The organism is Paenibacillus sp. JT22N15, assembly GCF_059383755.1.
In genome coordinates, this window is the sequence record NZ_JBXENV010000003.1 from 332012 (window position 1) to 358683 (window position 26672).

Sequence of the window (26672 nt, forward strand, 5' to 3'; positions counted from 1 at the left end):
TTTAGCTGACTTTTTTCATTTTCAGGAGGATACGATGAAAGAGCAATGGACGATTGGGAATTGGAGATTTAAGGAACAAGAGCAGGGAGAATGGCTGCCTGCTGCCGTGCCAGGCTATGTACATACGGATTTAATTCAAAATGGCCGGCTGACAAATCCTTTTTACGGAACGAATGAGAAGGACGCGCAGTGGGTGGACAAAAAAGACTGGGAATACGTATCGAGCTTTCAGCCTTCACCGGAGCAGCTTGCTGGGGCGAAGCAGGAGCTCGTGTTCGAGGGCCTCGATACTTATGCGGATGTGTATTTGAATGGTTCACATGTACTGGCGGCAGATAATATGTTTCGTACGTGGAGAGTTGATGTTACGGACAGGTTGACAGCTGGCGACAATGAGCTGCGTATTTTGTTCCGCTCGCCGATTAAAGAAGATTTGCCGAAGCTGGCTCAGCTTGGTTATGCGCTGCCGGCACCAAATGATCAATCCGAAGTAGGCGGACTTGACGATAAGAAGATTAGCGTATTTGCCCGTAAAGCCCCCTACCACTACGGCTGGGACTGGGGCCCGCGTTTCGTAACGAGCGGTATTTGGCGTCCCGTATATTTGGAGGGCTGGTCCTATGTCCGGATTACCGATGTATACATCCGTCAGGATGAGGTGCGGGCAGAGCTAGCGAAGCTTACAGCCGTCATTGAACTGGAGGCTGAGCGCGAATGCGATGTCCTGCTGAAGCTGGCAGCATCCGATAATGGCATGTTCAGCGGGCATTCTGCTTCTTTAGCCGCAGGCAAACAGACGATTGAAATTCCGTTTGAAGTTGAAAATCCGCGCCTATGGTGGTGCAGAGGCCTGGGCGAGCCGGAACTGTACACGTTCCAGATCGAATGCTGGCATAGCAATAACGAAGTTCGATATGATTCGCAAAAGGTAACGACGGGACTTCGCACAATCCGGCTCGTTAGGCAGCAGGGCGAGGTCGGCACTTCCTTTTATATGGAGCTGAATGGGGTTCAGGTTTTCGCCAAAGGCGCGAATCATATTCCAAATGACAGCTTTACGACGAGAGTCGGCTACGACCGTTATAAACATGAAATCGTAAGCGCCGTACAATCAAATATGAACATGCTTCGTGTCTGGGGCGGGGGCTTTTACGAGGAAAAAGCCTTCTATGAGTTGTGTGATCAATATGGCCTCCTCGTGTGGCAGGATTTCATGTTTGCATGCAGCATGTATCCGGGTGACGAAGCGTTTCTGCGCAGCGTGCAGCTGGAAGCTGAAGATAACATTAGGCGTCTGCGCAATCATCCGTCGATCGCCCTATGGTGCGGCAATAATGAAATCGATACCGCATGGTCGCATTATATTCCAGATGGCGGCTGGGGCTGGAAAAAATCGTACACGCAGGAGCAGCAAATGAAACTATGGGCAGACTATGAGGCGATTTTCCATCGCATTTTGCCAGAAGCTGTAGCGTCCTTGACGGTAGGAATCGATTATTGGCCTTCCTCGCCAATGGTTGATTTGACCGGCGACCTTACGCAGCACTCGGATTCTTCCTCGATTAGCGGAGATATTCATTATTGGGGCGTCTGGCATAATGTAGAGCCATTCGAAAACTATAATCGCTACGTCGGGCGCTTCATGAGCGAATATGGCTTCCAGTCGTTCCCGGAATACAAATCGGTGCGCAGCTATGCGGAAGAGGCGGATATGGAGCTGGAATCCACAGTCATGCTCGCCCATCAGAAAAATGGCGCCGGCAACCGTCTCATTAAGCAATATATGGAGATGTATATGTCCGAGCCGAAGGATTTCCCTTCGTTTTTGTATATGAGCCAAATATTGCAGGCTGAGGCGATGAAAACGGCCATTGAAGCACATCGCCGCCGCAAGCCGTATTGCATGGGCTCCTTGTATTGGCAGATGAATGATTGCTGGCCTGTAGCCTCCTGGGCGGGCATGGATTATTACGGTCGCTGGAAGGCGCTGCAATATTATGCAGCACGAAGCTTCGCAGACTGCCTGCTGTCGGTAGACGATCGCAAGGAAGCAGGGGAAATCAGCTTCCACATCGTATCCGATCAGCTTGTTCCCGTACGAGGCCAGCTGCGCCTGCGCCTGTACAGCTTTAGCGGTGAGCTGCTGGGCGAGCAAAGTACTCCTGTCCGCGTAACAGCAAATACTGCGGCTAATGTGCTGACGCTTCAGCGCTCCGAGCTGCTTGGAGCTGCCGACACCGCAGCAAGCGTATTGCTGGCAGAGCTGCTGGATGAAACAGATGGCGGCACCCTGGCAAGCGAGCTGCATTATTTTGAGGCAATGAAGGACATCACGCTGGCGCAGGCCGAGCTCAAAATAACAGAGTCCGAGCACAACGGCGTTGCACAGTGGACGCTGGAGACGAATACGCTGGCCAAAGGCGTCTGGCTGACATGCGAGCGTGAAGGCCGCTTCAGTGATAATTTCTTTGATTTGCTGCCAGGCACGGTTAAGACGGTCACGTTTATACCGCATGAACTGGGAGATTTCAACGCAGGTGCAAGCACGGGCGGAACAGAGCAGGATAGCCGCGTGACGGCCCGTTCAATGGTCGATTTTATTGTTCAAGCGAATGAATAAATAGCCCGAGCAAAAAATAGCGGCGTTTTTTATAAAAAAAGAGATGACAGAATGAAGCGCTTTCAGCTATAATGGCTGCATAAGGTTTAAATTTCAATACCGCGTCATGTAAATTGCCCGTTCATTGGCGATTGCAAGCGCGGTTCATTTTCACCAAGTTAAGCGCTATACCTAATCGCTTTTTCATAAAATAGATTAACGGATAGCAAGCTACGCCATGGAAAGGATTTGTGATCATTCGATGTCGATTTATTTTCAAGCAGAGGAAAGTGCACAGCATCGTTTTGGCGACAAAGATACCGCTATTTTGAAGCTGCTGGCCGACCGTTATGTGGGTGCGAATCCGCAGGCAGGATTTATTTTCCGCGCTTTCAACAAAAATGGCGTTTTGCAAAATGCAGAGGGACTGTATGAGCTGGATCTTGCTTCACGGTTTCCTGAGGCAAAACCTGGGCAGCTGAGCTATGGAGCAGGGCTCGTATGGAGCGATGAGGAGCGCAGCTTGGATATTAATGTACGCTGCCTTGGTCCTGTGAGACTGTATTTCAATGGCGAGCTAGTTTTTCGTTCGAATGTAATAGAGGAAATTAGCCCGGATGCAACGGTTAAGCTGAGTCTAGTATTTGCAAAGGGCTGGAACAGCTTATGGCTGTCGATGACTTGCACGCCAGCGGGCTTCGGCTGTCAAATCGGCTCCGACGAGGCCAAAGTAAGGATCATGAATGTTCGTGCACCATTCGAGGAGCGTTATGGGCAGTCGGGATGGATTTTCTCGCAGCCGGTTGATTCAGCCCTTGAGGCCGGCAAGCGGGTAGAAGTGGCGCAGCCGGATTTAATGGGATCACAGCAGCAGGAGCCGGGTCTGGACTGGCTGCCGGTTATCGATTGGACAGAGGAGGAGCGCAGCCTTGGCCAGCTGGAGCGGATTTTCGGAGAGCAGCATGGCAAAGCTGCCTATGCGTGGACGACATTGTATCAGCCGCTGCCTGGGAAACAAGCAGTCGTGCTTGAAGGCGAGTCCTCTGGCGAGCTTACCTTGTGGCTTGAAGGAAAACAGGTAGGTGAAAGCACAGCGGCAGGATCGTTTCGCATTGAGCTTTTGCTGGAAGCTGGCAAGCATCATTTCGTAGCTCGCAGCGTGTGCGGCCAGCAGTCTTGGGGCTTTGAGCTGACGGCGGCTAACGCCAATGATGGCAGCGCTGTCACAATGAGCCTGCCGCAGCAAGTGCATGGTTCGGGAGCAGGACAATGGCTATATGTCGGGCCGTTTGAAGCTGGGGCGGCTAACCCTGCTTGGGAGCAGCTTGTTCGCACGGATTGCCTATATGCTCTAAACAAGGCATCGCAGCCTGTTCAGCAGGGACAGATGTTGCACACCTACTGGCAGCTCGACCAACCGAACACTTGGGTACGTCCTTATTACGAAAATGCCATGCTAAGCAATAAATGGACAGTCGGTACGGTATCCAATTATGCGCGGTGGGATTATCCGCTTGGCGTCACGATATACGGCTTGCTGCAAACCGGTCGTTTTCTGGATCGTCCAGATATCGTCAGCTATGCGACTCAGCATGTTGAGGCATGTACGGAAATGTACGACTATTCCTTCTGGGATCGTGAGCAATATGGGTTCCCAGCCATTAATCAGCAGCTCGTCATGATGAAAATGCTCGATAATTGCGGCTCATTCGGCTCGGCTATGCTGGAGTCTAGACAAGGGCTCGCTACTGCAAGCGTAGAGCCAATTGCCGAGCGCATCGCTGATTTTATGCTAAATAAGCTGGAGCGCAAGCCCGATGGCGCATTTTATCGCACCTGCGAGGGCGAGTATGCTGCCAATACGATGTGGGCCGATGATTTGTACATGAGTACGCCATTTCTGTGCCGCTATGCTCGCTTAACGGGCAATCGGGAGGCGCTGGATGAAGCGGCGAAGCAATTTTTGCGCTTCAAAAACTATTTGTTTATGCCCGGTGAGAAGCTAATGTCCCATGTGTATGATTTTAAATATGACAGGGCGACAGGCATCCCTTGGGGGCGGGGCAATGGCTGGACGATTTTTTCACTGACAGAAGTGCTGGAAGCTTTGCCTGCGGCTCATGAGCTGCGCGATGAACTGCTGGACTTCTTTAATGAGCTATGCGAAGGCTATGCCGCTCGTCAATCAGATCGCGGCTTATGGCATCAGGTAGTCAATCGTCCAGATACTTATTTGGAGGCGTCCTGCACGGCAATGTTTGCTTATGGCTTCGCTCGGGGCGTTCGCTTCGGCTGGGTGAAGCAGCCAGCCGCTATCACGAATGCTGCGTTCCGCGCCTGGGACGGCTTGACGCGTTACGCCATTGACCGGCAGGGCAATGTGCATGGCGTATGCAGCGGCTCGCGCTACGCTTTCACAGCGGATTATTATGATCAGGATTTGCGGACGGTTGTCAACGACAATCACGGTATCGGCATTATGATGCTTGCCGGCACAGAAGTTGCCAAGCTGAAGCGGCATTTGCAAACGCAAACAAACGACGATAACGCAAAATAAGATGTGGTAAAAGCAAGGCCAAAAGAAAAAACTTGTCAGCGGCTCTATGTTGTAGTAGCCTATGGGTGAAGCGCTTAATCTAAAACATTAGGCGCCATTCCTCTGGTGAGTTAAGCGCTTAATCCAAAGCGTAAAACGAGCAGAAGGCAACTTATTATAACTGTGGTGAAAAGGATAAAATCATACATTTGCGATAGGAGGAAATGGGCATGACGACGATTCGACTGACGATGGCGCAAGCGCTGCTGCGGTTTCTGGATCAGCAATACATTTCGGTAGATGGCGAGGAAACGAAGTTCGTTGAAGGGGTATTCGGCATCTTCGGTCATGGCAATGTGACCGGCATGGGAGAGGCGCTGGAAAGAAGCGCAGGCCGCTTAACCTTTATTCAAGGCAAAAACGAGCAGGGCATGGTGCATACAGCAGCAGCCTTCGCCAAGCAGCGTAACCGCAAGCAGATTTATGCCTGCACGACCTCGATTGGCCCAGGTGCCCTGAACATGGTAACGGCTGCGGCAACAGCGACCGTTAATCGCATTCCGGTGCTGCTGCTGCCCGGCGATAACTTCGCTTCGCGCCAGCCGGACCCGGTGCTGCAACAGCTTGAGGTAAGCAGCGACTATACCCTTTCGGCTACGGATTCCTTCAAGGCCGTCAGCCGTTACTGGGACCGCATCGTTCGTCCAGAGCAGCTGATTACCGCAGCGCTGCAAGCGATGCGCGTGCTCACAGATCCGGCAGAGACTGGAGCGGTTACGCTCGCGCTGCCGCAGGATGTGCAGGCGGAGGCTTATGACTATCCAGAAAGCTTCTTTGCAAAACGCGTGCATTATGTTGACCGCCGCGAACCGACGAAAGATGCGGTAGCCCGTGCAGCAGAGCGCATTGCAGCGAGCAAGCATCCGCTTATCGTAGCAGGAGGCGGCGTCTTGTATGCGTCTGCGACCTCCGAGCTGCAAGCCTTCGCCGAAGCTTTCGGCATTCCGGTTACGGAAACGCAGGCCGGAAAAAGCGCATTCGATTGGCGCCATCCGCTGTATGCAGGAGCCATTGGCGTCACCGGCGCGCTGGCAGCGAATGAATGGGCCAAACAGGCTGATCTGGTTATTGGCGTCGGCACGCGCTACTCGGATTTTACAACCGCCTCCAAGTCCGCATACGCGAACCCGGATGTGCAGTTTATCAACATTAACTTAAATGGCGCTGACGCAGCGAAGCTGGGCGGTGAAGCGGTAATTGCCGATGCCCGCACTGGTTTGCAAGCGCTGCAAAGTGCGCTGCAAGCAGCGAATTACAAGAGCAGCTACACCGATGCGGAAGTGGCGCAGCGCAAAGCGGCTTGGGATGCAGAGGTTGATCGTCTTTATAAGGAAGAGCATGAAGGCGGCTTCTCCCAAACCCGCGCGCTCGGCGTTATTAATGAAACGATTGATTCGTCTTCCGTCGTCGTTGGCGCTGCCGGAAGCCTGCCCGGCGATTTGCACCGCTTATGGCGTTCGACCGAGCCGAAAACATATCATATGGAATATGGTTTTTCCTGCATGGGCTACGAAGTTAGCGGCGCTTTCGGAGCAGCACTCGCCGAGCCGCAGCGCGAGGTGTATGCGATGGTTGGCGATGGCAGCTACTTGATGCTGCATTCCGAGCTGGTGACGAGTTTGCAGGAACAGCGCAAGTTTACGATATTGCTTTTTGACAATCATGGGTTCCAGTGTATTCATAACTTGCAGCGCGAGCATGGCAGTGATGGCTTCGGCAATGAGTTCCGCTACCGCGAAGCGAGCACAGGCAGATATACCGGACAGCCGCTGCCGATTGATTTTGCTGCCCATGCCCGCAGTCTTGGGGCCAGTGCATACAAAGCAACCAATGCGGAGGAGCTGCGTGAGGCTTTGCTTCAGGCGAAACAGGAAGAGCGCACGACGCTGATCGAAATTAGCGTATTGCCGGGCACGAACTCCGGCGGCTATGAATCCTGGTGGCATGTTGGCGTTCCTGCTGTATCAGAGAGCGACAAAGTTCTCAAGGCGCATGAAGCGATGCAGGCAAAGCTCAGCAAGGCAAAGCAGCTGTAACAGGTTGATCCTATTTTTGAATAAGGAGCTGGGGTAAGCGATGAAGCCATTTACATTTTCACTCGGCATTCACCCGATTAACTGGGTTGGCGAGGATGTACGGGAGCATGGGGCGGATACGACCTATGAGCAGATTTTGGATGATATTCAGCGGCTGGGGCTGACCGGAACGGAAATGGGGCGCAAATATCCGGCCGACACTGCCGTATTGCGCGAGGAATTGGGCAAGCGAGGCATTCAGCTCGTGTCCCAGTGGAAATCGGTGCTGTTCTCTGATCCCGCTTACCGCGAGGCTGAGCTTGAGGGCTACCGAAAGCATGCCGAGTTTTTGCAAAGCATGGGGAGCAAGGTCATTAGCACGGCTGAGGTTGGCGGCTCGCTGCATTTTGATCCGCGGCGTACGCCGAATGAGACGGAAGTGCTGCGGCTGGATGAAGCGGGCTGGCAGTCGCTGGCGACAGGCCTTAACGCTGCCGGAAAAATAGCGGCTGAATACGGCTTAAAGCTGGCTTACCATCATCATGGCGGAACCGTAGTTGAGCAGCCGGAGGAAATCGACAAGCTGATGGAGCTGACGGACCCGGCCTATGTGCACCTGTTGTTTGATACAGGTCATGCTTATTATGGCGGAGCGAAGCCGCTGGATGTGCTGAATAAACATTATGACCGCATCGCATATATTCATTTGAAAGATATTCGCCAGTCAGTACTCGATGAAGCCCGCTCAGAGCAGGCCGATTTCGTCACTTGTATTCGCAAAGGCGTATTTACGGTGCCGGGTGACGGCTGCCTTGATTTTGCGCCAGTTATTCAGGAGCTCACGGCTCGCGGCTATAACGGCTGGGCGATGCTTGAAGGCGAACAGGACCCTGCGACTCATAATCCATATGAATATGCGAAGAAAGCGATTGGTTACTTAACTTCGTTAAGGTGAAACGGCTGTCACCGTCCTTTGGCGGCTAAGCTACCGTTTCGAAGGTGAAATATAAGCAGATGATACGTGTGAAACTTATACATGCTTATATTTTAAAATAAATCTAATTAAGTATTTCATAACATTAAATAACTTTAGGAGGTGGGCCCTCGGATGGCTTATATCACTTATGACGCAGCGAAGCCGCTGGATTTTACGGCCATTGGCCGCTTGTGCATCGATCTGAATGCGAATGAAATTAATCGCCCGATGGAAGAGACCATGACGTTTACCAAATACGTTGGAGGCTCTCCGGCGAATATTGCGATTGGCATGTCCCGTCTCGGGATGAAAACATCGTTTATTGGCAAGGTTGCCGATGACCAAATGGGCCGTTTTATTACGACGTATTTGGAAAATAATCAAATTGCCACCTCGGGCGTCGTTACGGATGACAGCGGTGCAGTGACAGGGCTTGCTTTTACCGAAATTAAAAGCCCGTCCGAATGCAGCATCTTAATGTACCGCGACAACGTCGCTGACCTGTTGCTTAAGCCGCAGGAGGTTAGCGAAGAGCTGATTGCCCAGTCTAAAATGCTCCTTATCTCGGGTACGGCGCTGGCGCAAAACCCTTCACGCGAAGCGGTGTTCCTGGCCATCGATTATGCCCGCAAGCATGGCGTCGTTATTGCCTTTGATCTTGACTACCGTCCATATACGTGGAACTCGCCGGAGGAAACGGCGATCTATTACAACCTGGCTGCTGAAAAATGCGATATTATTATGGGTACTAGAGAAGAATTTGACAATATGGAAACATTCGAGCCTAATCCGGAGCGTGATGACCATGTGACCGCAGCGAAATGGTTTAATTATGCCGCACAAATTGTCATTATCAAGCATGGCAAGGACGGCTCCATTGCTTACACGAAGGATGGCGCTTCGCACCGGGCCAAAAGCTTCCCTGCCAAAGTCATTAAAACGTTCGGAGCAGGCGATTCGTATGCGGCAGGCTTTTTGTACGGCAGCATGCAGGGCTGGTCGATTGAGAAAAGCATGGAGTTCGGCAGCGCCGCTGCTTGTATCGTCATTTCCAGCCACAGCTGCTCTGACGCTATGCCGTCCGCCGAGCAGGTTCAAGACTATATTGACCGCTGCAACCGCGGCGAAATCATCATTTAATTTTAAAACAGAGAGGATTGAGTGGATATGACAGCAACATTAAGCAATTGGATTGGTGGAAAATGGGTAGCCTCCGTATCACAGCAGACAGAAGCCGTTTACAATCCGGCAACGGAAGAGGTGCTGGCTTATGTGCCGCTATCTTCGAAGGAAGATGTGGAGCAGGCTGTAGCCAATTCGAAGGAAGCATTCACTTCATGGAGCCGCACACCTGTACCGAAACGGGCACGCGTATTGTTCAAATACCAGCAGCTGCTCGTTGATCACTGGGAAGAGCTGGCACAGCTTGTAACGAAAGAAAACGGCAAAAGCTACGCCGAAGCTTATGGCGAAGTGCTGCGCGGCATTGAATGCGTCGAATTTGCGGCGGGTGCGCCTAATTTGATGATGGGCAAGCAGCTTCCTGACATTGCGACTGGACTAGAATCTGGCATGTACCGCTATCCGATTGGCGTAATCGGCGGTATTACACCGTTTAACTTCCCTATGATGGTGCCATGCTGGATGTTCCCGCTTGCGATCGCCTGCGGCAATACGTTCGTGCTCAAGCCATCGGAGCGGACGCCGCTGCTTGCGAATCGTCTTGCTGAGCTTTTTCAGGAAGCGGGTCTTCCGGCTGGCGTGCTGAACATCGTTCATGGTGCGCATGATGTCGTTAACGGCTTGCTGAAGCATCCCGATGTAAAAGGCATTTCCTTCGTTGGCTCGCAGCCGGTAGCGGAGTATGTCTATCGCACAGGAACGGCGGAAGGCAAACGCGTTCAAGCGCTCGCTGGCGCGAAAAACCATTCCATCGTTATGCCGGATGCCGACCTTGATCTGACGGTTAAAGAAATTACGAACGCTGCCTTCGGCTCGGCAGGCGAGCGCTGCATGGCTTGTGCGGTTGTCGTCGCTGTCGGTGACGTGGCTGACAAACTCGTAGCCAAGCTTCTGCAAACAGCGGATTCGCTAACGATTGGCAACGGTTTGGAGGAAGGTATTTTCCTCGGTCCGGTCATTCGTGGACCACATAAAGAGCGGACGCTTCGCTATATTGAAATCGGCGAGCAGGAAGGCGCACAGCTGCTGCGCGACGGACGCAAAGATGCTGCGGCAGATGCGAAGGGTTATTTTGTAGGGCCGACCTTGTTTGACGGCGTACAGAAGGAAATGACGATCTGGAAAGATGAGATTTTCGCTCCGGTACTGGCGATTGCACGGGTTGCGACGCTGGAAGAAGCGATTGAGCTTGCTAATGCGTCGGATTTTGCAAATGGCGCCTGCCTGTTCACGAAGGATGGCAGCAACGTCCGTACATTCCGCGAAACGATTGAAGCGGGCATGCTCGGCGTCAACCTTGGCGTACCAGCGCCAATGGCGTTCTTCCCTTTCTCTGGCTGGAAAAAATCATTCTACGGCGATCTGCATGCCAACGGCACAGATGGCGTCGAATTTTATACGCGCAAAAAAATGGTGACCGCTCGTTGGTAGCCTGATAGGTAGCTTATTGAAAAACGGATAATCGCATAAAGGAGACCAATCAAAATGGTACAAAAAATTAAAATCGGCATTATCGGCGCAGGCCGCATCGGAAAAATCCATGCCGACAACTTGCTGCGGCTCCCGCAGGTGGAAATTGCCGCAATCAGCGATTTGTTCGCAAACGCGGAGCTGGAAGCATGGGCTGCTGAACGCGGCATCGCTACCGTTACGAAAGACAGCGCTGCGCTTATCGCAGACCCAGCAATTGACGCCATTTTCATTTGCTCTTCAACAGATACACATGTGCCGCTTATTAAACAAGCTGCGGAAGCAGGCAAGCATATTTTTTGCGAGAAACCGGTCAGCATGACGCTTTCACAAACAGAGGAAGCAGTCGAAGCGGTACAGAAAGCGGGCGTAAAGCTGCAAATCGGCTTTAACCGCCGCTTTGACCACAACTTTAAACGGATTCGCGAGCATGTGGAACAGGGAACGATTGGCGAGACGCATATTATAAAAATTACGTCGCGCGATCCGAACCCGCCTCATAAAGATTACATCAAGGTGTCCGGCGGTATTTTCATGGATATGATGATTCATGATTTTGATATGGCCAGATTTTTGGCAGGCAGCGAGGTTGAGGAAGTTTTCGCGCAAGGCAATGTTCTCATTGATCCTGTATTCGCGGAATGCGATGATCTCGATACTGCGATTGTGACGCTGCGCTTTCAAAACGGGGCGCTTGGCGTAATCGACAACAGCCGTCAAGCCGTATATGGCTACGATCAGCGTGTCGAGGTATTCGGCTCCAAGGGCAGTGCCGCCGCAACGAATGATCACCCGAATACAGCGGAAATTAGCACAGCCGAGGGCATTGTGCGGGATAAGCCGCTGCACTTCTTCCTTGAACGTTACAATGCTGCTTATGTAGAGGAAACCCAGTTGTTTATCGAAGCGCTGCTGCTGGATAAGAAGGTAAAGGTCGATGGTCACGATGCGCTGCAAGCCGAGCGGATTGCAAGAGCGGCGAAGCTGTCAGTAAAGCTTAGACGGCCAGTGAAGCTAAGCGAGCTGCACGAGCTTACGTAAGTAGACGGATACAAGAAAGGTTGTGTGCGCAAGTGTCTGATTTAATCGTAAAACCAAGCGCTGCTCCGGGCGAGCAGGGCGAGCTCATGAACATAACGCCGCAAAGCGCAGGATGGGAGTATGTTGGTTTTCGCATCGTCCATCTGGAGCCGGGCGAGCAGCTTAAGCAGAATACGGCTGAAAATGAAGTATGCCTCGTGCTGCTGAGCGGACGCGCGGATGTGCGCACTCAGAAAGAAGAGTGGAGCAATATCGGCCAGCGGATGAGCGTATTTGAGAAAATTCCGCCATATTCGGTTTACGTGCCCAATGATGATTTTTATCAAATTGAAGCCGTAACTGCGCTGGATATCGCCATTTGCTCTGCTCCTGGCCAAGGCCAGCATCAAGCGAGACTGATTGCCCCGGATGCTGTAGGTGTAGAGCAGCGCGGATATGGCAATTTGGAGCGGCAAATCCATAATATTTTGCCAGAAACAGCGCCGGCGGACAGCCTGCTCGTCGTTGAAGTGTTTACGCCAAGCGGACACTGGTCCAGCTACCCGCCGCATAAGCATGACCGGAATGCGCTGCCGGAAGAATCGCTGCTGGAGGAAACGTATTATTTTCGCGTAGAGCCTGAGCAGGGCTTCGCCATTCAACGTGTGTATACGGACGACCGCTCGCTTGACGAGACGCTTGTCATTCGCAATGGGGAAGCGGTTCTCGTGCCGCGCGGCTACCACCCTGTAAGTGCGCCTCCTGGCTATGAGGTGTATTATTTAAACGTGATGGCTGGACCTACCCGTATTTGGAAATTTCATAATGATCCGGACCATGCCTGGATTATGACGAAGCCTTCTGAAGATACGGCTAAAGCCTAGAAAGCAGCGCCGTTTTACAAGGGCAACAACTAATAGTAGAAACCAGCTTTCGTTTTGCGGAGGCTGGTTTCTATCATTTTAAGCCAATTACACCAATTTCATTGCAAGATAACATGCTGTGATACATAATAAGTCTACCAGTTCAAAAGTAACGGAGGTCGTTTATGAAAGCTACTATTTATGATATCGCCAGAGAAGCGGGCGTCTCCATTGCGACGGTCTCCCAAGTCATTAACGGCAAAGGGAAAATCAGCGAAGAGCGGCGAAATGAAGTGATGCGCATTATGGAGCGGCTTAACTACCAGCCGAGTGTAATCGCTTCCGCGCTTACCGGGAAGCGGACGTATACACTTGGCCTGCTCGTTCCAGACATATCCAACCCCTTTTTCGCCGAAATTGCCCGCGCCGTTGAGGATCAGAGCCGCCGATTAGGCTACAGCCTCGTCATATGCAGCACGGACAATAAAGACGAGCGGGTAGAGCGTTATTTGTCGCTGCTGCGGCAAAAAAGCGTGGACGGCATCATTATCGGTACCGGAATCGATAACGAAGATATTATTAAGCCGCTGCTGACACAGTCCATCGCTGTAGCGCTCATTGCGCGGGACATGCCTGCCCTGGCCGTGCATACGGTCATCGTGGAGGATTTTAAAGGAGGAGCGCTTGGCGCTCGGCATTTGCTTGAGGAAGGGCATCACCGGGTCGCGGTGCTTGCCGAACATATGAAGGTCAGCAGCAGCCGCGAGCGGGTTAGCGGATTTAGAAGTGTCGTCGAAGCAGCGGGGCTGCCCTGGTCCGACGCCTCCGTCAAGTTTTGCGACTATACGCTGGAGGACGGCAAGCGCAAAGCGCTGGAACTGCTGAAGCTCACGGAGCGGCCAACCGCATTGTTCTGTTGTAATGAGCTGCTCGCCATCGGCGCGCTGCAAGCAGCGAAGGAGCTTAAGCTTCGTATTCCACGTGATGTATCGGTTATCGGCTTTGATAATACGATTTTAGCCTCGGTCAGTGACCCGCCGCTAACGACGATTGCCCAGCCTATTGAAGCGATGGGGAAAAAGGTTGTTGATTTGCTGGTAGAAACGTTGCAGGACAAATCAGCTGCCGCAAAAGCAGAGCGCATTGTTTTGGAGCCCGAGCTGATCATTAGGCACTCTACAAGCTCCATTCATGTATAACATTGGATCATGTTTGACTTAAGGGTGAATCGCTCAAGAAGAGGAGCGGCTCGCCCTATTTTTAATCATAGCCCAAATAAAAATGAACGTCATTAAGCCTCCTTCAATAATGAGCGATACGAGCGGAAACCAATAGCTTAAATAACGATCAACCATGCTGCCTTCATTGCTGTACGGAAACATAGGGCTCAACACAAGTACGGCACCGAATACATATACCCATGGTTTATGTGACTTCAACCCAAGCCACTGCGCAGTTCCTTCCGTAATCGCGTAATACAAGGTTGAGATGGTAATGAACGATCCGGAAATGAAGATGAGCAGCAGCAGCACCTCGATCCTCTCGAAAATAATAAACTGAGTAATTCTCGACAGGATATAGATTGGATTTTCAAAATGCGCTGCCATCACGGGTCCCATCACCACTATGCTGTACAATAAATAAATTGTCATGATCGAAGTGCCAAGCACAACGGCGTAAACCTTCATTTTTAAAATGCTCTTTTGTTGTTTGATATGCGGCATCAGCATCCCCATCATTATGCAAATGCCAAACCAGCTGCCGGGGTAGATGGCACCTTTTATGGCGGGAAAAATGCCGTACTCAAAGGGCGGGAGCAGATAGTGCAGCTGGATATAAGGAATGGAGCTGGTAAATAAAACAATGGAGGTTAACAAAATAATGACGCCAATAATTTGGCTCAGTCTTGCAATCGCCTCCACACCTTTTATGGCAGCCAGCCCGGCACATATCGTCATCGAGATCGAGAAGACCAGGCGAGGCGTCTCAGGCATAAGCGTCCGAGACAAAAAATCACAATAAATCCACATCGCCGTAACCATCACTCCGAGAAAAAACAGCAGGAAAATGAGGCCGACAACCTTGCCCGCTTTTCCTAAAATGGAGCGTGTATATTGAATTAACGATTGGCCAGCGTACAATCTGCCCAGCCGATAAAGCAGAATAGCAACATAAATATCGATTAAAGCGCCCAAAGCCATCGACAGCCACAAATCCTGCTTAACCTTAGCGATCAGCAGGCTCGGAACCGAGAAAAATGTGAGCGAGGTAATCGATACGAAAATGATGAAAAAGAATTCACCCGATGAAATTAGACTCTTTTTCACTGTGCATCATCCTTTTTTATATTGCTGTCAATTAGCAATCCGGATTTTACAATCTCAATCGAAATGCTGCTCTGCACCTTAATATTAGCAAGCTCCTCGTTCCAGCCATCTTTCAGCGTTTCCCAGCTTTTTGGGGCTTTGCGATGGATCGTTTCTCCAAAACCGACAGCGTCGCTCTTGTAGGAGCGAAAGAGCTTATACAGGGTTTTCTCTATGGATGCCGTAATCGCGTTGCTCAGCTCTGATTTGATTAAGTCTGTCGTCTTCTTATCCGTCAAATCCAGCGTATCGGTGGACGTCTTAATGGAAGCATTGGACTTCATACGTACGTTCATTTGCAACTGTCCGTTTTCAAATGTTGGCTTCATAGCAATATGGATGTTTTTCAAATCAAAAATGATTGATTTCTTATCCTCGGTAGTCATTTGGAATAAGCCCTGCGCGGATAGCTGGGTCAACCAGCTTACAACCTGCGTTTCCTCGCTGTTCAGCCAGCCTACCATCAGATTATTGCGAAAGACAGCAAGGTCCGTAATTTCCATCACGATATCCTTAGAGCCTGAATTGTCAACCTTAAGCAATCCAGGCACTGCTACTTGAAAGCTTGACTGCTCCAGTCTAGGCAAAAATTGATAAAGCTGGATGCCGCCGCTTGTCGGCTTGTAGGTTTTATTTTTAAAATAAGCTTTCCATTCGTCGGCGGCTACAGCTTGCAGCTCTTTGGAATCAGTCAGCACTTCCTTGACAGGACGCCGTGAAACCATCACCCAGCAGTTGAAATTCTGATTCGGCTCCCGCCAGAAGAAATCCATCTTATGATCCAAGCCTTGTCTGGCTAAACGTTCTCCAATGAGAAGAACCTTCGTCTGGGAGAAAAAGAGGCTTTTCTTCGCCTGCTTGCGAATCGTCTCAAGTGCATCTTCAACTGTTAACCCGCTTGCCGAATATGTGGCAATCGCTCTGCGCTGCTGTCCGCCTCCACCAGCGGCAACGGGAAGTGTCGGATTCACGAGCTGGACGGTAACCTGGAGCTGCCCCTGTTTATTTACATCCAAACCAATGGCTGAAACAACGGTCAATTGATCAAAATTGATTTGGCTCCAGCAGCCGCTAAGCAGCAGCAGCATACTAAGGAAACAGGCATATTTACTAAGGTGGAGAAACACATAGTAGTCCCCCTTTTTTAAAATATAGGAAAGGATATGATTTTTCCATCCTTTCTCTCTATTTCTCGGATTGAAACGCGCGGCGCCGCCAAAGGACGGCGACAGCCGTTTCAGCTTGGACTTCAATTTTAACGTTTATTGCGAAGTGTAAACCAAGGAACACGAAATATAGCTTTCTCGGCTTCTTTTTTCTTAAACGGAGCGAATGGCGATAAATAGGGCAAACCCACCGATTGAATGGAGGCAAGCTGAACTCCCAGCATAAATAGCCCAATAATAATGCCGTAAAGCCCTAATAGCGAAGCGAGCAGCAGCATGAAAAACCGCAGCATGCGAATCGTTCCCGACAGAGAAATCGAAGGTATCGTGAACGAGGCAATCGCTGTGCCGGCAACAATCATGACCGATGGGGAAGAGATTATACCTGCTTGTACTGCGGATTCGCCAATAACGAGCGCTCCAACAATACTGATGGCAGATCCGATAGACCGCGGCATTCGAATGCTGGCCTCGCGCAGCCCCTCAAAAATGACTTCCATAATCAGCGCCTCCATCAAGACGGGGAAAGGAACACCATCTCGTGCAGACAATATGCTGCTTAGCAGCTGTGGGGGAACCATTTCCGGGTGGTAAGTCAAAATGCCGACATAGGTAGAGGGCAGCAGCAGCGTAATGAAAAAACCGGCATAACGAATCCACCGAATGAAAGTAGCCACAGGGTAAGCCAAATATAAATCCTCGGTCGTCTTGAGCAAATGAAACAGCGTACAAGGCAGGGCGAGCACAAATGGAGTGCCGTCGACCACAATAGCTACACGCCCATCCAATATAATGCCAGCCACATCATCAGGCCGCTCGGTACTGTATACCGTCGGGAAAAAGGAGGTCGGGCTGTCTTTAATAATTTCTTCAATATAGTGGGACTCCAATACCGCATCGATATCGATCGACTGCAGCCGTTTGCGTATTTCGTCAACGGTTTCCTTGTCTGCCCGGTCATGGATATAGACCATTGCTATTTTGGTATGCGACAGATTGCCAACCGTCAGCGTCTCCACACGAAAAGCCTTGTCGCGAATACGCCTGCGAATGAGCGAAATGTTAACGCTTAAAGATTCCACGAAGCCATCTCGCGGCCCGCGGATGACACTGGACGAAGCTGGTTCATCAATGCTGCGGGTTTCAAGGCCTTGCGTATTGACAGCAATGGCTCCTTCGCTGTCCTCTACTAAAATAATCGTCCAGCCGCTAACAAGCAAAGGCACGCATTCATCAGAGGTATTGACCATTTTCACATGATTCGCTGTCAGTATATAGCTGCAAAGGAGCTCATGAGGAGGCTCGCTTTGATGAAGAAGCTTAAGCTGCTGGGTTCCTGAAATAAGTGGCGAAATGACATCGGCATTTAAATTTTGCTTGCTAACGAGTCCATCAATCCAAATGACGGAGGCAGAAATACGCTCCTCGCCGATTAAGCAGTTTCTCGTTGATAAATCTGAGCTGTTGCCAAGCTCGGTCACTAGCTCATTATAAAGGTCGCGCGTCGTGTTTACCTTGCTCTTGGGCATTTTTCTGCAGCTCCTTTTGCTAAAGCTTGTCATTTTCGTACGGATCACATAGTTATTGTGGCTAAAATTGGCTATATTATTCGATGAACGCAGAGCGTAATTTGAATGGAAAGCTAGTCAATATTTTGGAAAGCAAGTAAAATGGTATTTAAGTTAAAGATCGAATCAAGTGTTGCGGAGAAAGGGGCTAATTAAAATGACAAAAACAATTGGACTAATCGTAGGAAGCTTGCGAAAAAATTCATATAATCGAATGGTGGCGCAGACGCTGAGCGAACTGGATGCTTCTATTGCATTTAAGTGGATTGAGCTACAGGAGCTTCCTTTGTTTAATGAAGATTTGGAGGCGGGAGACGGACCAGAGGCGGTACAGGCGTTTAAGGCGGCTATTCAAGCAGTGGATGGCGTTATAATTGTATCGCCAGAGTACAATTCCGGCATTCCGGGCGTGCTCAAAAATGCAATTGACTGGGCGTCCAGGCCATCTCGCGGCTCCGTGCTGCGCAGAAAACCATTTGGCCTCATTGGCGCAACGCCGGGCGGCATGGGTACCGTTCATGCCCAGCTACAAACCCGGCATATCCTAGAGTCCGTCCAGGCGCAGGTGCTTCCTTTTCAGAAGCTGCTTATTTCACAAGTTCACACGAAAGTAGATGCGGAGCAGCATCGCCTAACGGATGAGAAGACGAAGGAATATTTGCAGGCTTATTTGCAAAAGTTTGTGCATTGGATCGATCATATCCCTGCTTTAGATTAAAGAACAACTATAAAATTTCGACACCAGCCGTGGGAGAGGGGCCCAATGAATGGAATCAGCAGCAGAAAGATGGTATGAAATTGCCAATACGGTAAATCGAAACTGCACTTTAGCGGATAATTTGAATCAGCTGTATCGTTCCAGCTCCTCAGAACAGAGGATACATATGCCGGAACAGCTTGGACGCGGTTACTGGCAGCTCAATCAGATCCATTCGTCCATGGAGCTTGTCATATGTGACGCCTCATTCCATAAGGCTACTTCCTTGCAAAGCCTGGAGCGGAACAACAGCTTAAAACTAAGCTTTTGTCTTGGGGAAAGGCTTCAATGGAATGTAGAAGAGCTTGGAAAAGAATATCAGCTGGAGCACGGGGAGGTTTCAGCCTTCGGACATCTTCCCACAAGCAGCAGCTGCCAGTTTAACGTCAATCAGCATATTCGTGGGGTAACTCTCAAGCTGGATCGCCTAACGGAGATTGGCGCTTTACAGCAGCTGCCGCTGCATAAAATTTCATCCATATTGACAGAAAATCGCGAGCCTTTTCATCATTCCTCGATGACGCCGGAGATGAAGCGAATTACGCAACATATTTTTCACTGCAATTATCAGGGAGCGATTAAACAGCTTTATTTAAGCGGGAAGGTGTTTGAGCTGCTTGCCGTTTATTTCAATGAAGCGATTTTGCAAGAGCAACCACAGCCACGCTTGACAGGATTATCCCGCACTGATATTGACAGCCTGCACCGTGCCAAACAAATCGTCGATGCGCAATTAGTAACGCCTCCTAGCTTGGAAGCATTGAGCAAGCTCGTTTGCTTGAATGAATTTAAGCTCAAAAAAGGCTTCAAGCTGCTGTTCGGCCTGCCTGTTCATGCTTATATTATTAATCGAAGATTAGACGAAGCCTATCGCTTGCTTGAGGAAGGGAAGCTGAATATTACCGCGGCGGCGGCAGCCGTCGGCTTTAGCAAAGCAAGTCATTTTTCAGAACAATTCAAACGAAAATACGGGATCAACCCCTCTGAATATTTCAAATTCTATCCGCTAAAAGGAAACCGCCGCTAAAAATCCGCTTATGGAACCTTTTACTCCCGATTTGGGTATCAGCCCAAACCCAATATATGCGATATTAGCTTATACATCGCGCTTTATGTATGAGAATGATTTTTAATATCAATTATGTTGGGACGGAGTGACATGAAGACGAAATCTGAAATATCCGGTTTAGTTCAAATTGCCGGCGAGCGGAAAGGGCTGTTAGTAACAGCCAGCATATTCTCGACCCTTTCGAGCCTGCTGCAAATTGTACCGTTTATTGCGGTATATAAAATCGTCCAGGAGCTGCTCATTCATGCGCAGCAGCCGGCCAATATGAACAAAGAGCTGCTCATCCATTGGGGAATCGTCGCTTTAGTCTCCTTGCTTGCCATGCTTGCAGCAATGTATGTTGGGGGAATGTGCTCGCATATTGCCGCTTTCAACATTCTTTATGAGCTTCGGGTGCGGCTTGCAGAGCATGTGGCGAAAGTGCCGATGGGATACCATACGAAAACGGCAACGGGAGAGCTCAAGAAGATTATTGAGGTTAGCGTGGAAAAGATTGAAAAGTTTATTGCCCATCAGCTGCCCGATCTCATTAGCGCAATCGTCATTCCAATCGTGTTAATCGGTTATTTGTTTTGGCTGGATTACCGAATGGCACTCGTATTACTGCTCCCAATTGCCGCAGGCGTGTGGCTGCAAACCAGATTGTTCGGCAGTGAAGCTGGCAAAGAGGCGTACCGTGAATTTCAGTATGCGATTGAAGAGATGAATGCAACAGGGATTGAATATGTGCGGGGAATGCCCGCAGTCAAAGTGTTCGGCATCACCGCAGATTCATTTCTGACGTTCAAGCAAGCCGTTATGAAATACCGCGATGTTTCTTTGAAAATTACAGATATCTGCAAGACGTCGTACAGCCTCTTTTTTGTCATCATTATTTCGCTGTTTACGTTCGTCGTGCCGATCGGCCTATTGCTGTTCAGCGGTCAAGCAGGCAGCCAGTCCTTCGCCATTACGTTTATTTTGTTCCTCATCGTTACGCCAAGCCTATCGGCACCGCTGCTGAAGCTAATGCATCTAGGAAGCGGGCTGCGTGAAATTGTCGAGGGACATAAGCGGATTGAGGCTGTATTTGCCGAGAAGCTCGCTCTAGAGCCGGCGTCGCCCCAAATGCCTCATCATTACGATATTGCCTTTCAAGACGTGTCCTTCGCTTATGAGCAGACGGAAAGCAAAGATTTTAAGCCAGTCCTGCAATATGTAAATTTTGTAGCTCATGCTGACGAGCTCACTGCCCTAGTGGGACCATCAGGCGGAGGGAAATCAACCATTGCGAGCTTGCTGCTGCGATTTTGGGAGGTGCAGGAGGGCACCATTTCGATTGGCGGTATTCCCATTCGCGATATTGGAACAGACAAGCTGATGGAGCTCGTATCCTTCGTTTTTCAGGATGTACACCTCTTTTACGATACGATTGAGGAAAATATTCGGATGGGCAACAAGGCGGCCACCAGAGATGAAGTGCAAGCAGCTGCAAAAACGGCCTGCTGCCATGAATTTATCGATAAGCTGGATCAAGGCTACGCTACCAAAATTGGACAAGGCGGTACGTATTTATCCGGCGGTGAGGCTCAGCGCATTGCGATTGCCCGAGCCTTGCTTAAGCGCGCCCCGATACTCGTACTCGATGAAGCAACAGCCTATGCCGATGCTGAAAATGAATACAACATTCAGCAGGGCATCGCCCAGCTGGTGAAAGGCAAAACGGTCATCATTATCGCCCATCGCCTCTCCACCATCCTTTCGGCTCAGCAGATTCTAGTCGTCCAGCAAGGCAAAATTGTCGAACAAGGCACCCATGAACAGCTGCTCAAGAAACAGGGGCTGTATGAGCAAATGTGGCTGGCCCATCAAAGCGCGGCTTCATGGAAACTGGGCGTTAGAGGAGGGGAGCCTCAGCTGTGAGAAACTACTTTTATAACATTTCCGGCGGTTCGCCTAAAAGCTTATGGCCGTCTGCTATTGCTGCTATTTTGGATGGCATCGCGAAAATCATTCCTGCCGCGCTGCTTGTAGATCTTTTTAATACGATTTACATGTCGTTTGCGCAGCCAGAGCTTGGCCTGAATACGAACCGCATGTGGGTCGTGTGCATAGTACTGTTCGCTTGGCTGCTTGTGGAATATGCAGCTTACGCTTCCCTTTACGATAAAACGTACCGGGCGGCCTACAGCCTCGCTGCATCAGGGCGATTAAAGCTGGCAGAGCATATTCGCCATCTATCGCTCGGTTTTTTCGGCAAACGTGATCCTGGGGACTTGACGAATCTTATTTTGAGTGATTATGGACAGGTGGAGCATACGATTTCTCATAATGTGCCGCAGCTCATCAGCGCTGTCGTGCTGCCCATTATGGCGCTAACCAGTCTTATATGGCTGGACTATCGAATGGCGCTGGCGATGTTTATCGCCGTTCCGCTTGGCGCGCTGTTATTGTGGCTGACGGATAGGCTTCAAGCACGGCTGAGCGAAAACCACGTGCAAGCTAAAAATGAGGCGGCCAGCCGTCTTCAGGAATATTTGATGGGCATTCGTGAAATTAAAGCTCATCATTTGGGCGGCGAACGCTTTGAGCGGCTGCGCCTTTCGTTTGACCGACTAAAACAAGCATCAATCCGGCTGGAAGCGATTATGGGACCGATGATTATGGGGGCGATGCTGCTTGCCCGATCGGGAATGACGCTAATGATTTGGACCGGCAGTTATTTGCTTGTCGGCGGCAGCTTGTCTTTGCCTGTCTTTCTGCTGTTTCTGCTCGTCGGAACGAAAATCTTTGAGCCTTTGACGATTGTGCTGATGAATTACGGAGAAATGCGTTATTCCGCCTACAGTGCCCAGCGCATTATGGATGTGCAGCAGGAGCAGACGCTGGAGGGGAGCGCAAATATTGCGGAGGCTCATCCCAGCATTATTTTTGACCAGGTGACCTTCGGGTATGAGGCGAAGACGCCTGTGCTCAGCGGCGTATCCTTTACGATTAAGCCAAAGACGATTACGGCGCTTGTTGGGGCATCGGGGAGCGGGAAAAGCACCATTACTCGTCTAATCGCGAGATTTTGGGACATTCAGGCGGGGACGATTCGCATCGGCGAGCAATCAATCCGCTCGATTGCTCCTGAAAAACTGCTGCAGCACATTTCTATCGTCTTTCAGGATGTTTATTTGTTTCAAGATACGATCGGAAACAATATTCGGATTGGAAAAATGAATGCCAGTCAAGCGGAAATTGAAGCAGCGGCGAAGCGTGCATGCTGTCATGACTTTATTTCCAGACTGCCGCAAGGCTACAACACGCCAGTTGGGGAAGGCGGATCAACGCTGTCAGGCGGTGAAAAACAGCGGATATCGATTGCACGCGCGCTGCTAAAGAACGCTTCTATTATTTTACTCGATGAGGCTACCGCTTCTCTTGATCCTGAAAATGAAGCGGCTGTCCAGCTAGCAATTAATGCGCTGGTAGCGGATAAAACGGTGATATTGATCGCCCATCGCTTAAAGACGATTCAAAACGCAGATAACATTATCGTGCTCGATCAAGGGCGTTTGGTCGAGGAAGGAACACATGACCAGCTGCTGGGCGGACAGGGCATTTACTCCCGTTTATGGCATTTGCAGCAGCAGGCCGAGGGCTGGCAGGTTAAAACCTGAGCTAAGACAGCTGGCTAAAAATCTAGCTTATACATTTTGAGAGGAGAAACAACGATGAAAAAGGCAGTTGTGATGTTGGTGTTAAGTTGTATGATCATATTGGCGGGCTGTGGCAGCCAGCCAGCGAATGGGACGGGGGCGACTAGCCAGCCTGAAACGACGGCAAGCAACGAAGCGGCAAAAACAACGAAAACGGTGAAAAACCCGAATGGAGAAGAGGTTGTTATTCCGCTCAAGCCTCAGCGCATTGCTGATCTTTCTGGAGCAACCGAGGAGCTGCTGCTGCTCGGCATTGAACCTATTGCTACTGCAAATGCAGATTATGGAAATCAAAGCGAGCTGTCGCCGACCATTAAAGACCGGATGAGCAAGGATACGATTAATCTGGACTGGTATGCAGAGCCTATCAATATTGAGCTGGTCACAGCCGCAGATCCGGATTTGATTATTTTGGGAGCCACGTTTAATACGGAAATGTATGAGCAGCTTAGCCAGATTGCTCCTACCATTATTATTCCGCATGCCTATTATGAATGGAGAGAGCGGTTCAGCTTCTTGGCCGAGCTATTTAATGAAGAGGAAAAAATGAAGCAATGGATAGCCGGTTATGATGCAGCAGCAACGGAATGGAAAGAAAAGCTAGCGCCGGTCATCAAGGATGAATCCTTCGGGATGGTTGAAACGTATCCGAACAACATCGTTGTTTACTCTACTACGGGATCGGCGGAGCTTATCTACAAAGATCTAGGCTTGAAACGTACGAAGGGCATACCTGATCCCGAGGATTGGGGCGGCAAGCAAATCAGCTTGGAGGGCTTGTCCGCGATCAATCCAGATCATATGCTTTTAATGGAAAATGATGAAAATAAAATGGAGGACAGCAACGTCTGGAACAATATAACAGCGGTCCAAAAAGGCAACATTTATAAAATTTCGAATGTCGATAACTATAACTATTCCTATACGGCCATAGGCCGACTGGAGCTGCTGAACCGGGTTGGCCAGCTTATTTTGGACCATCATAAGGATTCATAATTTCAGGCATAAAACAAAATGCGAAGAAGCAAAATACTCCTATAAGCAGAAATATGCACAGGAGGAGATTGCTGAAAATGAAGGCCGATGCTGTTTTTGAAGGCGGTGGTGTGAAGGGCATCGCTTTTGTAGGCGCAATTGAAGCTATGGAGGCTAAGGGCTATACGTGGAACAAGCTGGCGGGAACTTCAGCTGGAGCGATAGTCGCGGCTTTATTAGCCTGTGATTACACGAGTTCCGAAATTAAACAACTGATGCAGTCTCTAGATTACGTAAAATTACTCGGGCGCACAGGAATGAACAACTTGCCCATTTTGAACAAGACGATTCCTTTGATGGTGAAGTCCGGTATTTATAGCAACCATATTTTGGAGCAGATTATGACGGAGTGGTTAAAGAGAAAGGGAATTGAAACGTTCGGAGATCTTCCCGAAGGGAAGCTGTCCATCCTTGCATCAAACATAAGCAATGGAAAAATCGTTGTGTTTCCTAATGATTTGCCCCACTATGGTTTATCAGCTGCTGCTTTTCCGATAGCGGCGGCTGTAAGAATGAGTACTACGCTTCCTTTCTTTTTTCAGCCTTACTTGTGGCAAACCGCAATTAATAAGAAGCCCTATTACATGCTTGATGGCGGCATGCTCAGTAACTATCCAATTTGGCTGTTTGATGTGCAAGGAATTCCGCGGTGGCCAACTTTTGGTTTTCGTTTATCGGAAAAACGCACTTATGCGCAATCCCAGAACATTAATGGTCCAGTGTCGATGCTCAAAGCTATATTTAAAACGATGCTGCAGGCTCATGATCAGCGGCATGTGGATGAACATTCGGAAGAGCGATCGATTTTTATACCAACCGGAACGGTAACGACGACAAAGTTTGATTTAACGCAAAACGATAGGCAATCGTTATTATTGTCAGGTCAAGTGGCGGCGGAGAAGTTTTTAGAACAATGGGATTTTGAACAGTATAAACATAAGTTTAGAGACAAAGAAAATGCTTCTGCTATGTCGCTGCAGCCAGATGACAGTCAGCGACATGGGGAAACAACGGTGTATCACTAAAAAATAAATGTAGGTAACCAGGCTGTGGCCGCTGCAGAGCATGATTCTGCGGCGGCCACAGCTTATTTTTTGAAGAAGAATAGCTAGTTGGATCGTATGGCAGGTTAGCAGAATAAACAATTAAGCTGGAATTAAGATAGAGTTTTCTCTTACATAAGATTGAACCGCTATAATGTGACTACGATAAGGGGAGTGGGACAGATGAGAAAATGGGTTAGACGGTTAGGGAAGACAGTAGCTTTTGGTTTGCTTGCTATCGTTGTGCTATTGGGAGCAGGAGCCGTATATGAACAAGCAAGCATCCGAAATGATTTGAAATCTTACACACCTAGCGGTAAGCTTTACAAGGTGCATGGGGAAAATATGCATGTATATACGGGCGGCCAAGGGGATGTAACCGTTGTGTTTGCCTCCGGTTGGGGCACCGCCAATCCCTATGTGGATTTTTCTCCGCTATATGAGAGGCTCGCACCTCATGTGAAATTCGCCGTTTACGACAGATTTGGCTATGGCTATAGTGATACAACAGATAAGAAGCGTGATATCGATACGATAACGGATGAAATTCACGAATTGCTGGAGACATCTGGTCAAAAGCCGCCTTATCTGCTAGTGGCACATTCGTTGGGATCGCTGGAAACCATTCGATATGCACAGAAATACCCAGACGAAGTTCAAGGAATTGTGATGCTGGATGGCGGAAGTCCGGAATATTATTACAACGATTCTGAAAAGCCAGTAAGTAGCACCCTCAGTAAGCTCCTGATCAAAACGGGTGTGATTCGATTACTATTTCAATCCGACAGCGTTATCGAAAGCTCGCTTGCTGCTCGCAACGGATTGAAGTTTGTGTCCGATGACTTAAAGAAGATTGATCATACAGCATCGTTGCTTAAGCTTGAAAATGCCAATATAGAGGACGAGCTGCTGCGTTCACAGGCTAATGCAAAGGTCGTATTGGATGCGAAACAGCCGTTTCCTTTTCCGCTTACAATATTGACGGCTGATTATTTAGGGGCGAGCGAAGAGCTGTGGACCAAAACCCAAGCAGCGTTTACATCCTGGTCCTTGCAGCCGAAGCAAATCGTTGTTAAAGACACCGAGCACTACATTCATCAATACCAGCCGGAGCTTGTTGCAGAAGAAATATTGGCTTTGGCTAAGCGCTAGACAAATAAAGGAGATCGCCCTGGTTCGGGCCATCTTCTTTTTGGCATTTGTACTGTATCGCGAGCCTTCTTGTTACTCAAGCTATGCCTCAAAATATCGTCAATTTCCTAGC

19 protein-coding genes are annotated in these 26672 nt (G+C 49.7%); 16 read left to right on the plus strand and 3 right to left on the minus strand.

Annotation, left to right across the window (positions count from 1 at the left end):
• Positions 1-34: 34 nt before the first annotated feature.
• From AC50X8_RS07610 to AC50X8_RS07650, 9 genes are all read left to right on the plus strand, one after another.
• On the plus strand, positions 35-2620 hold the full coding sequence (locus AC50X8_RS07610; protein ID WP_494879197.1) for a beta-mannosidase: 2586 nt from the start codon (positions 35-37) through the stop codon (positions 2618-2620).
• A gap of 217 nt (positions 2621-2837) precedes the next feature.
• Positions 2838-5156: a glycoside hydrolase family 88/105 protein gene (locus AC50X8_RS07615; protein WP_494879198.1), complete on the plus strand. Its 2319-nt coding sequence runs from the start codon at positions 2838-2840 to the stop codon at positions 5154-5156.
• A gap of 209 nt (positions 5157-5365) precedes the next feature.
• Complete coding sequence (gene iolD / locus AC50X8_RS07620; RefSeq protein WP_494879199.1) at positions 5366-7231, plus strand: 3D-(3,5/4)-trihydroxycyclohexane-1,2-dione acylhydrolase (decyclizing); 1866 nt, start codon at positions 5366-5368, stop codon at positions 7229-7231.
• 40 nt (positions 7232-7271) lie between these two features.
• Entirely contained in the window at positions 7272-8165 is an 894-nt protein-coding gene (gene iolE, locus AC50X8_RS07625) for a myo-inosose-2 dehydratase (protein WP_056040437.1), read from the plus strand.
• Positions 8166-8318: 153 nt separating this feature from the next.
• A complete protein-coding gene (gene iolC, locus AC50X8_RS07630; RefSeq protein ID WP_494860301.1) occupies positions 8319-9326 on the plus strand; it encodes a 5-dehydro-2-deoxygluconokinase in 1008 nt (335 codons plus the stop codon).
• A 27-nt stretch (positions 9327-9353) separates the two neighbouring features.
• Positions 9354-10799: a CoA-acylating methylmalonate-semialdehyde dehydrogenase gene (locus tag AC50X8_RS07635; protein WP_494879200.1), complete on the plus strand. Its 1446-nt coding sequence runs from the start codon at positions 9354-9356 to the stop codon at positions 10797-10799.
• A gap of 54 nt (positions 10800-10853) precedes the next feature.
• Positions 10854-11879, plus strand: a complete 1026-nt coding sequence (gene iolG / locus AC50X8_RS07640; RefSeq protein WP_056040431.1) for an inositol 2-dehydrogenase — start codon at positions 10854-10856, stop codon at positions 11877-11879.
• Positions 11880-11911: 32 nt separating this feature from the next.
• A complete protein-coding gene (gene iolB / locus AC50X8_RS07645; RefSeq protein ID WP_494879201.1) occupies positions 11912-12742 on the plus strand; it encodes a 5-deoxy-glucuronate isomerase in 831 nt (276 codons plus the stop codon).
• Between the two features lie 164 nt (positions 12743-12906).
• Positions 12907-13920, plus strand: coding sequence for a LacI family DNA-binding transcriptional regulator (locus AC50X8_RS07650; protein WP_056040427.1), 1014 nt, complete (start codon positions 12907-12909; stop codon positions 13918-13920).
• Between the two features lie 33 nt (positions 13921-13953).
• Here AC50X8_RS07650 and AC50X8_RS07655 read toward each other — a convergent pair whose 3' ends face one another.
• The 3 genes from AC50X8_RS07655 to AC50X8_RS07665 form a co-directional block, all read right to left on the minus strand.
• On the minus strand, positions 13954-15048 hold the full coding sequence (locus AC50X8_RS07655) for a GerAB/ArcD/ProY family transporter (protein WP_056040425.1): 1095 nt from the start codon (positions 15046-15048) through the stop codon (positions 13954-13956).
• Complete coding sequence (locus tag AC50X8_RS07660; RefSeq protein ID WP_494879202.1) at positions 15045-16214, minus strand: Ger(x)C family spore germination protein; 1170 nt, start codon at positions 16212-16214, stop codon at positions 15045-15047. Before AC50X8_RS07660 ends, AC50X8_RS07655 begins: the two co-directional genes overlap by 4 nt.
• Positions 16215-16342: 128 nt before the next feature.
• Entirely contained in the window at positions 16343-17782 is a 1440-nt protein-coding gene (locus AC50X8_RS07665; RefSeq protein ID WP_494860313.1) for a spore germination protein, read from the minus strand.
• 196 nt (positions 17783-17978) lie between these two features.
• Here AC50X8_RS07665 and AC50X8_RS07670 point away from each other — a divergent pair, with 196 nt between their 5' ends.
• The 7 genes from AC50X8_RS07670 to AC50X8_RS07700 all read left to right on the plus strand — a co-directional run bounded on the left by AC50X8_RS07670 (position 17979) and on the right by AC50X8_RS07700 (position 26560).
• Complete coding sequence (locus AC50X8_RS07670; protein WP_494860315.1) at positions 17979-18539, plus strand: NADPH-dependent FMN reductase; 561 nt, start codon at positions 17979-17981, stop codon at positions 18537-18539.
• Positions 18540-18588: 49 nt separating this feature from the next.
• The gene (locus AC50X8_RS07675; RefSeq protein ID WP_494879203.1) at positions 18589-19605 is read left to right on the plus strand and encodes a helix-turn-helix domain-containing protein; all 1017 of its coding nucleotides are present in this window, start codon (positions 18589-18591) and stop codon (positions 19603-19605) included.
• Between the two features lie 132 nt (positions 19606-19737).
• Entirely contained in the window at positions 19738-21549 is a 1812-nt protein-coding gene (locus tag AC50X8_RS07680; protein ID WP_494879204.1) for an ABC transporter ATP-binding protein, read from the plus strand.
• Positions 21546-23291, plus strand: coding sequence for an ABC transporter ATP-binding protein (locus AC50X8_RS07685; RefSeq protein WP_494879205.1), 1746 nt, complete (start codon positions 21546-21548; stop codon positions 23289-23291). Before AC50X8_RS07680 ends, AC50X8_RS07685 begins: the two co-directional genes overlap by 4 nt.
• A 54-nt stretch (positions 23292-23345) precedes the next feature.
• Positions 23346-24326 (plus strand): ABC transporter substrate-binding protein, encoded by a 981-nt coding sequence (locus AC50X8_RS07690; protein WP_494879206.1) that lies wholly within the window; start codon positions 23346-23348, stop codon positions 24324-24326.
• A gap of 77 nt (positions 24327-24403) precedes the next feature.
• Positions 24404-25390, plus strand: a complete 987-nt coding sequence (locus AC50X8_RS07695; protein ID WP_494879207.1) for a patatin-like phospholipase family protein — start codon at positions 24404-24406, stop codon at positions 25388-25390.
• 201 nt (positions 25391-25591) lie between these two features.
• On the plus strand, positions 25592-26560 hold the full coding sequence (locus tag AC50X8_RS07700; RefSeq protein WP_056040412.1) for an alpha/beta fold hydrolase: 969 nt from the start codon (positions 25592-25594) through the stop codon (positions 26558-26560).
• The last annotated feature ends 112 nt before the right edge of the window (positions 26561-26672 follow it).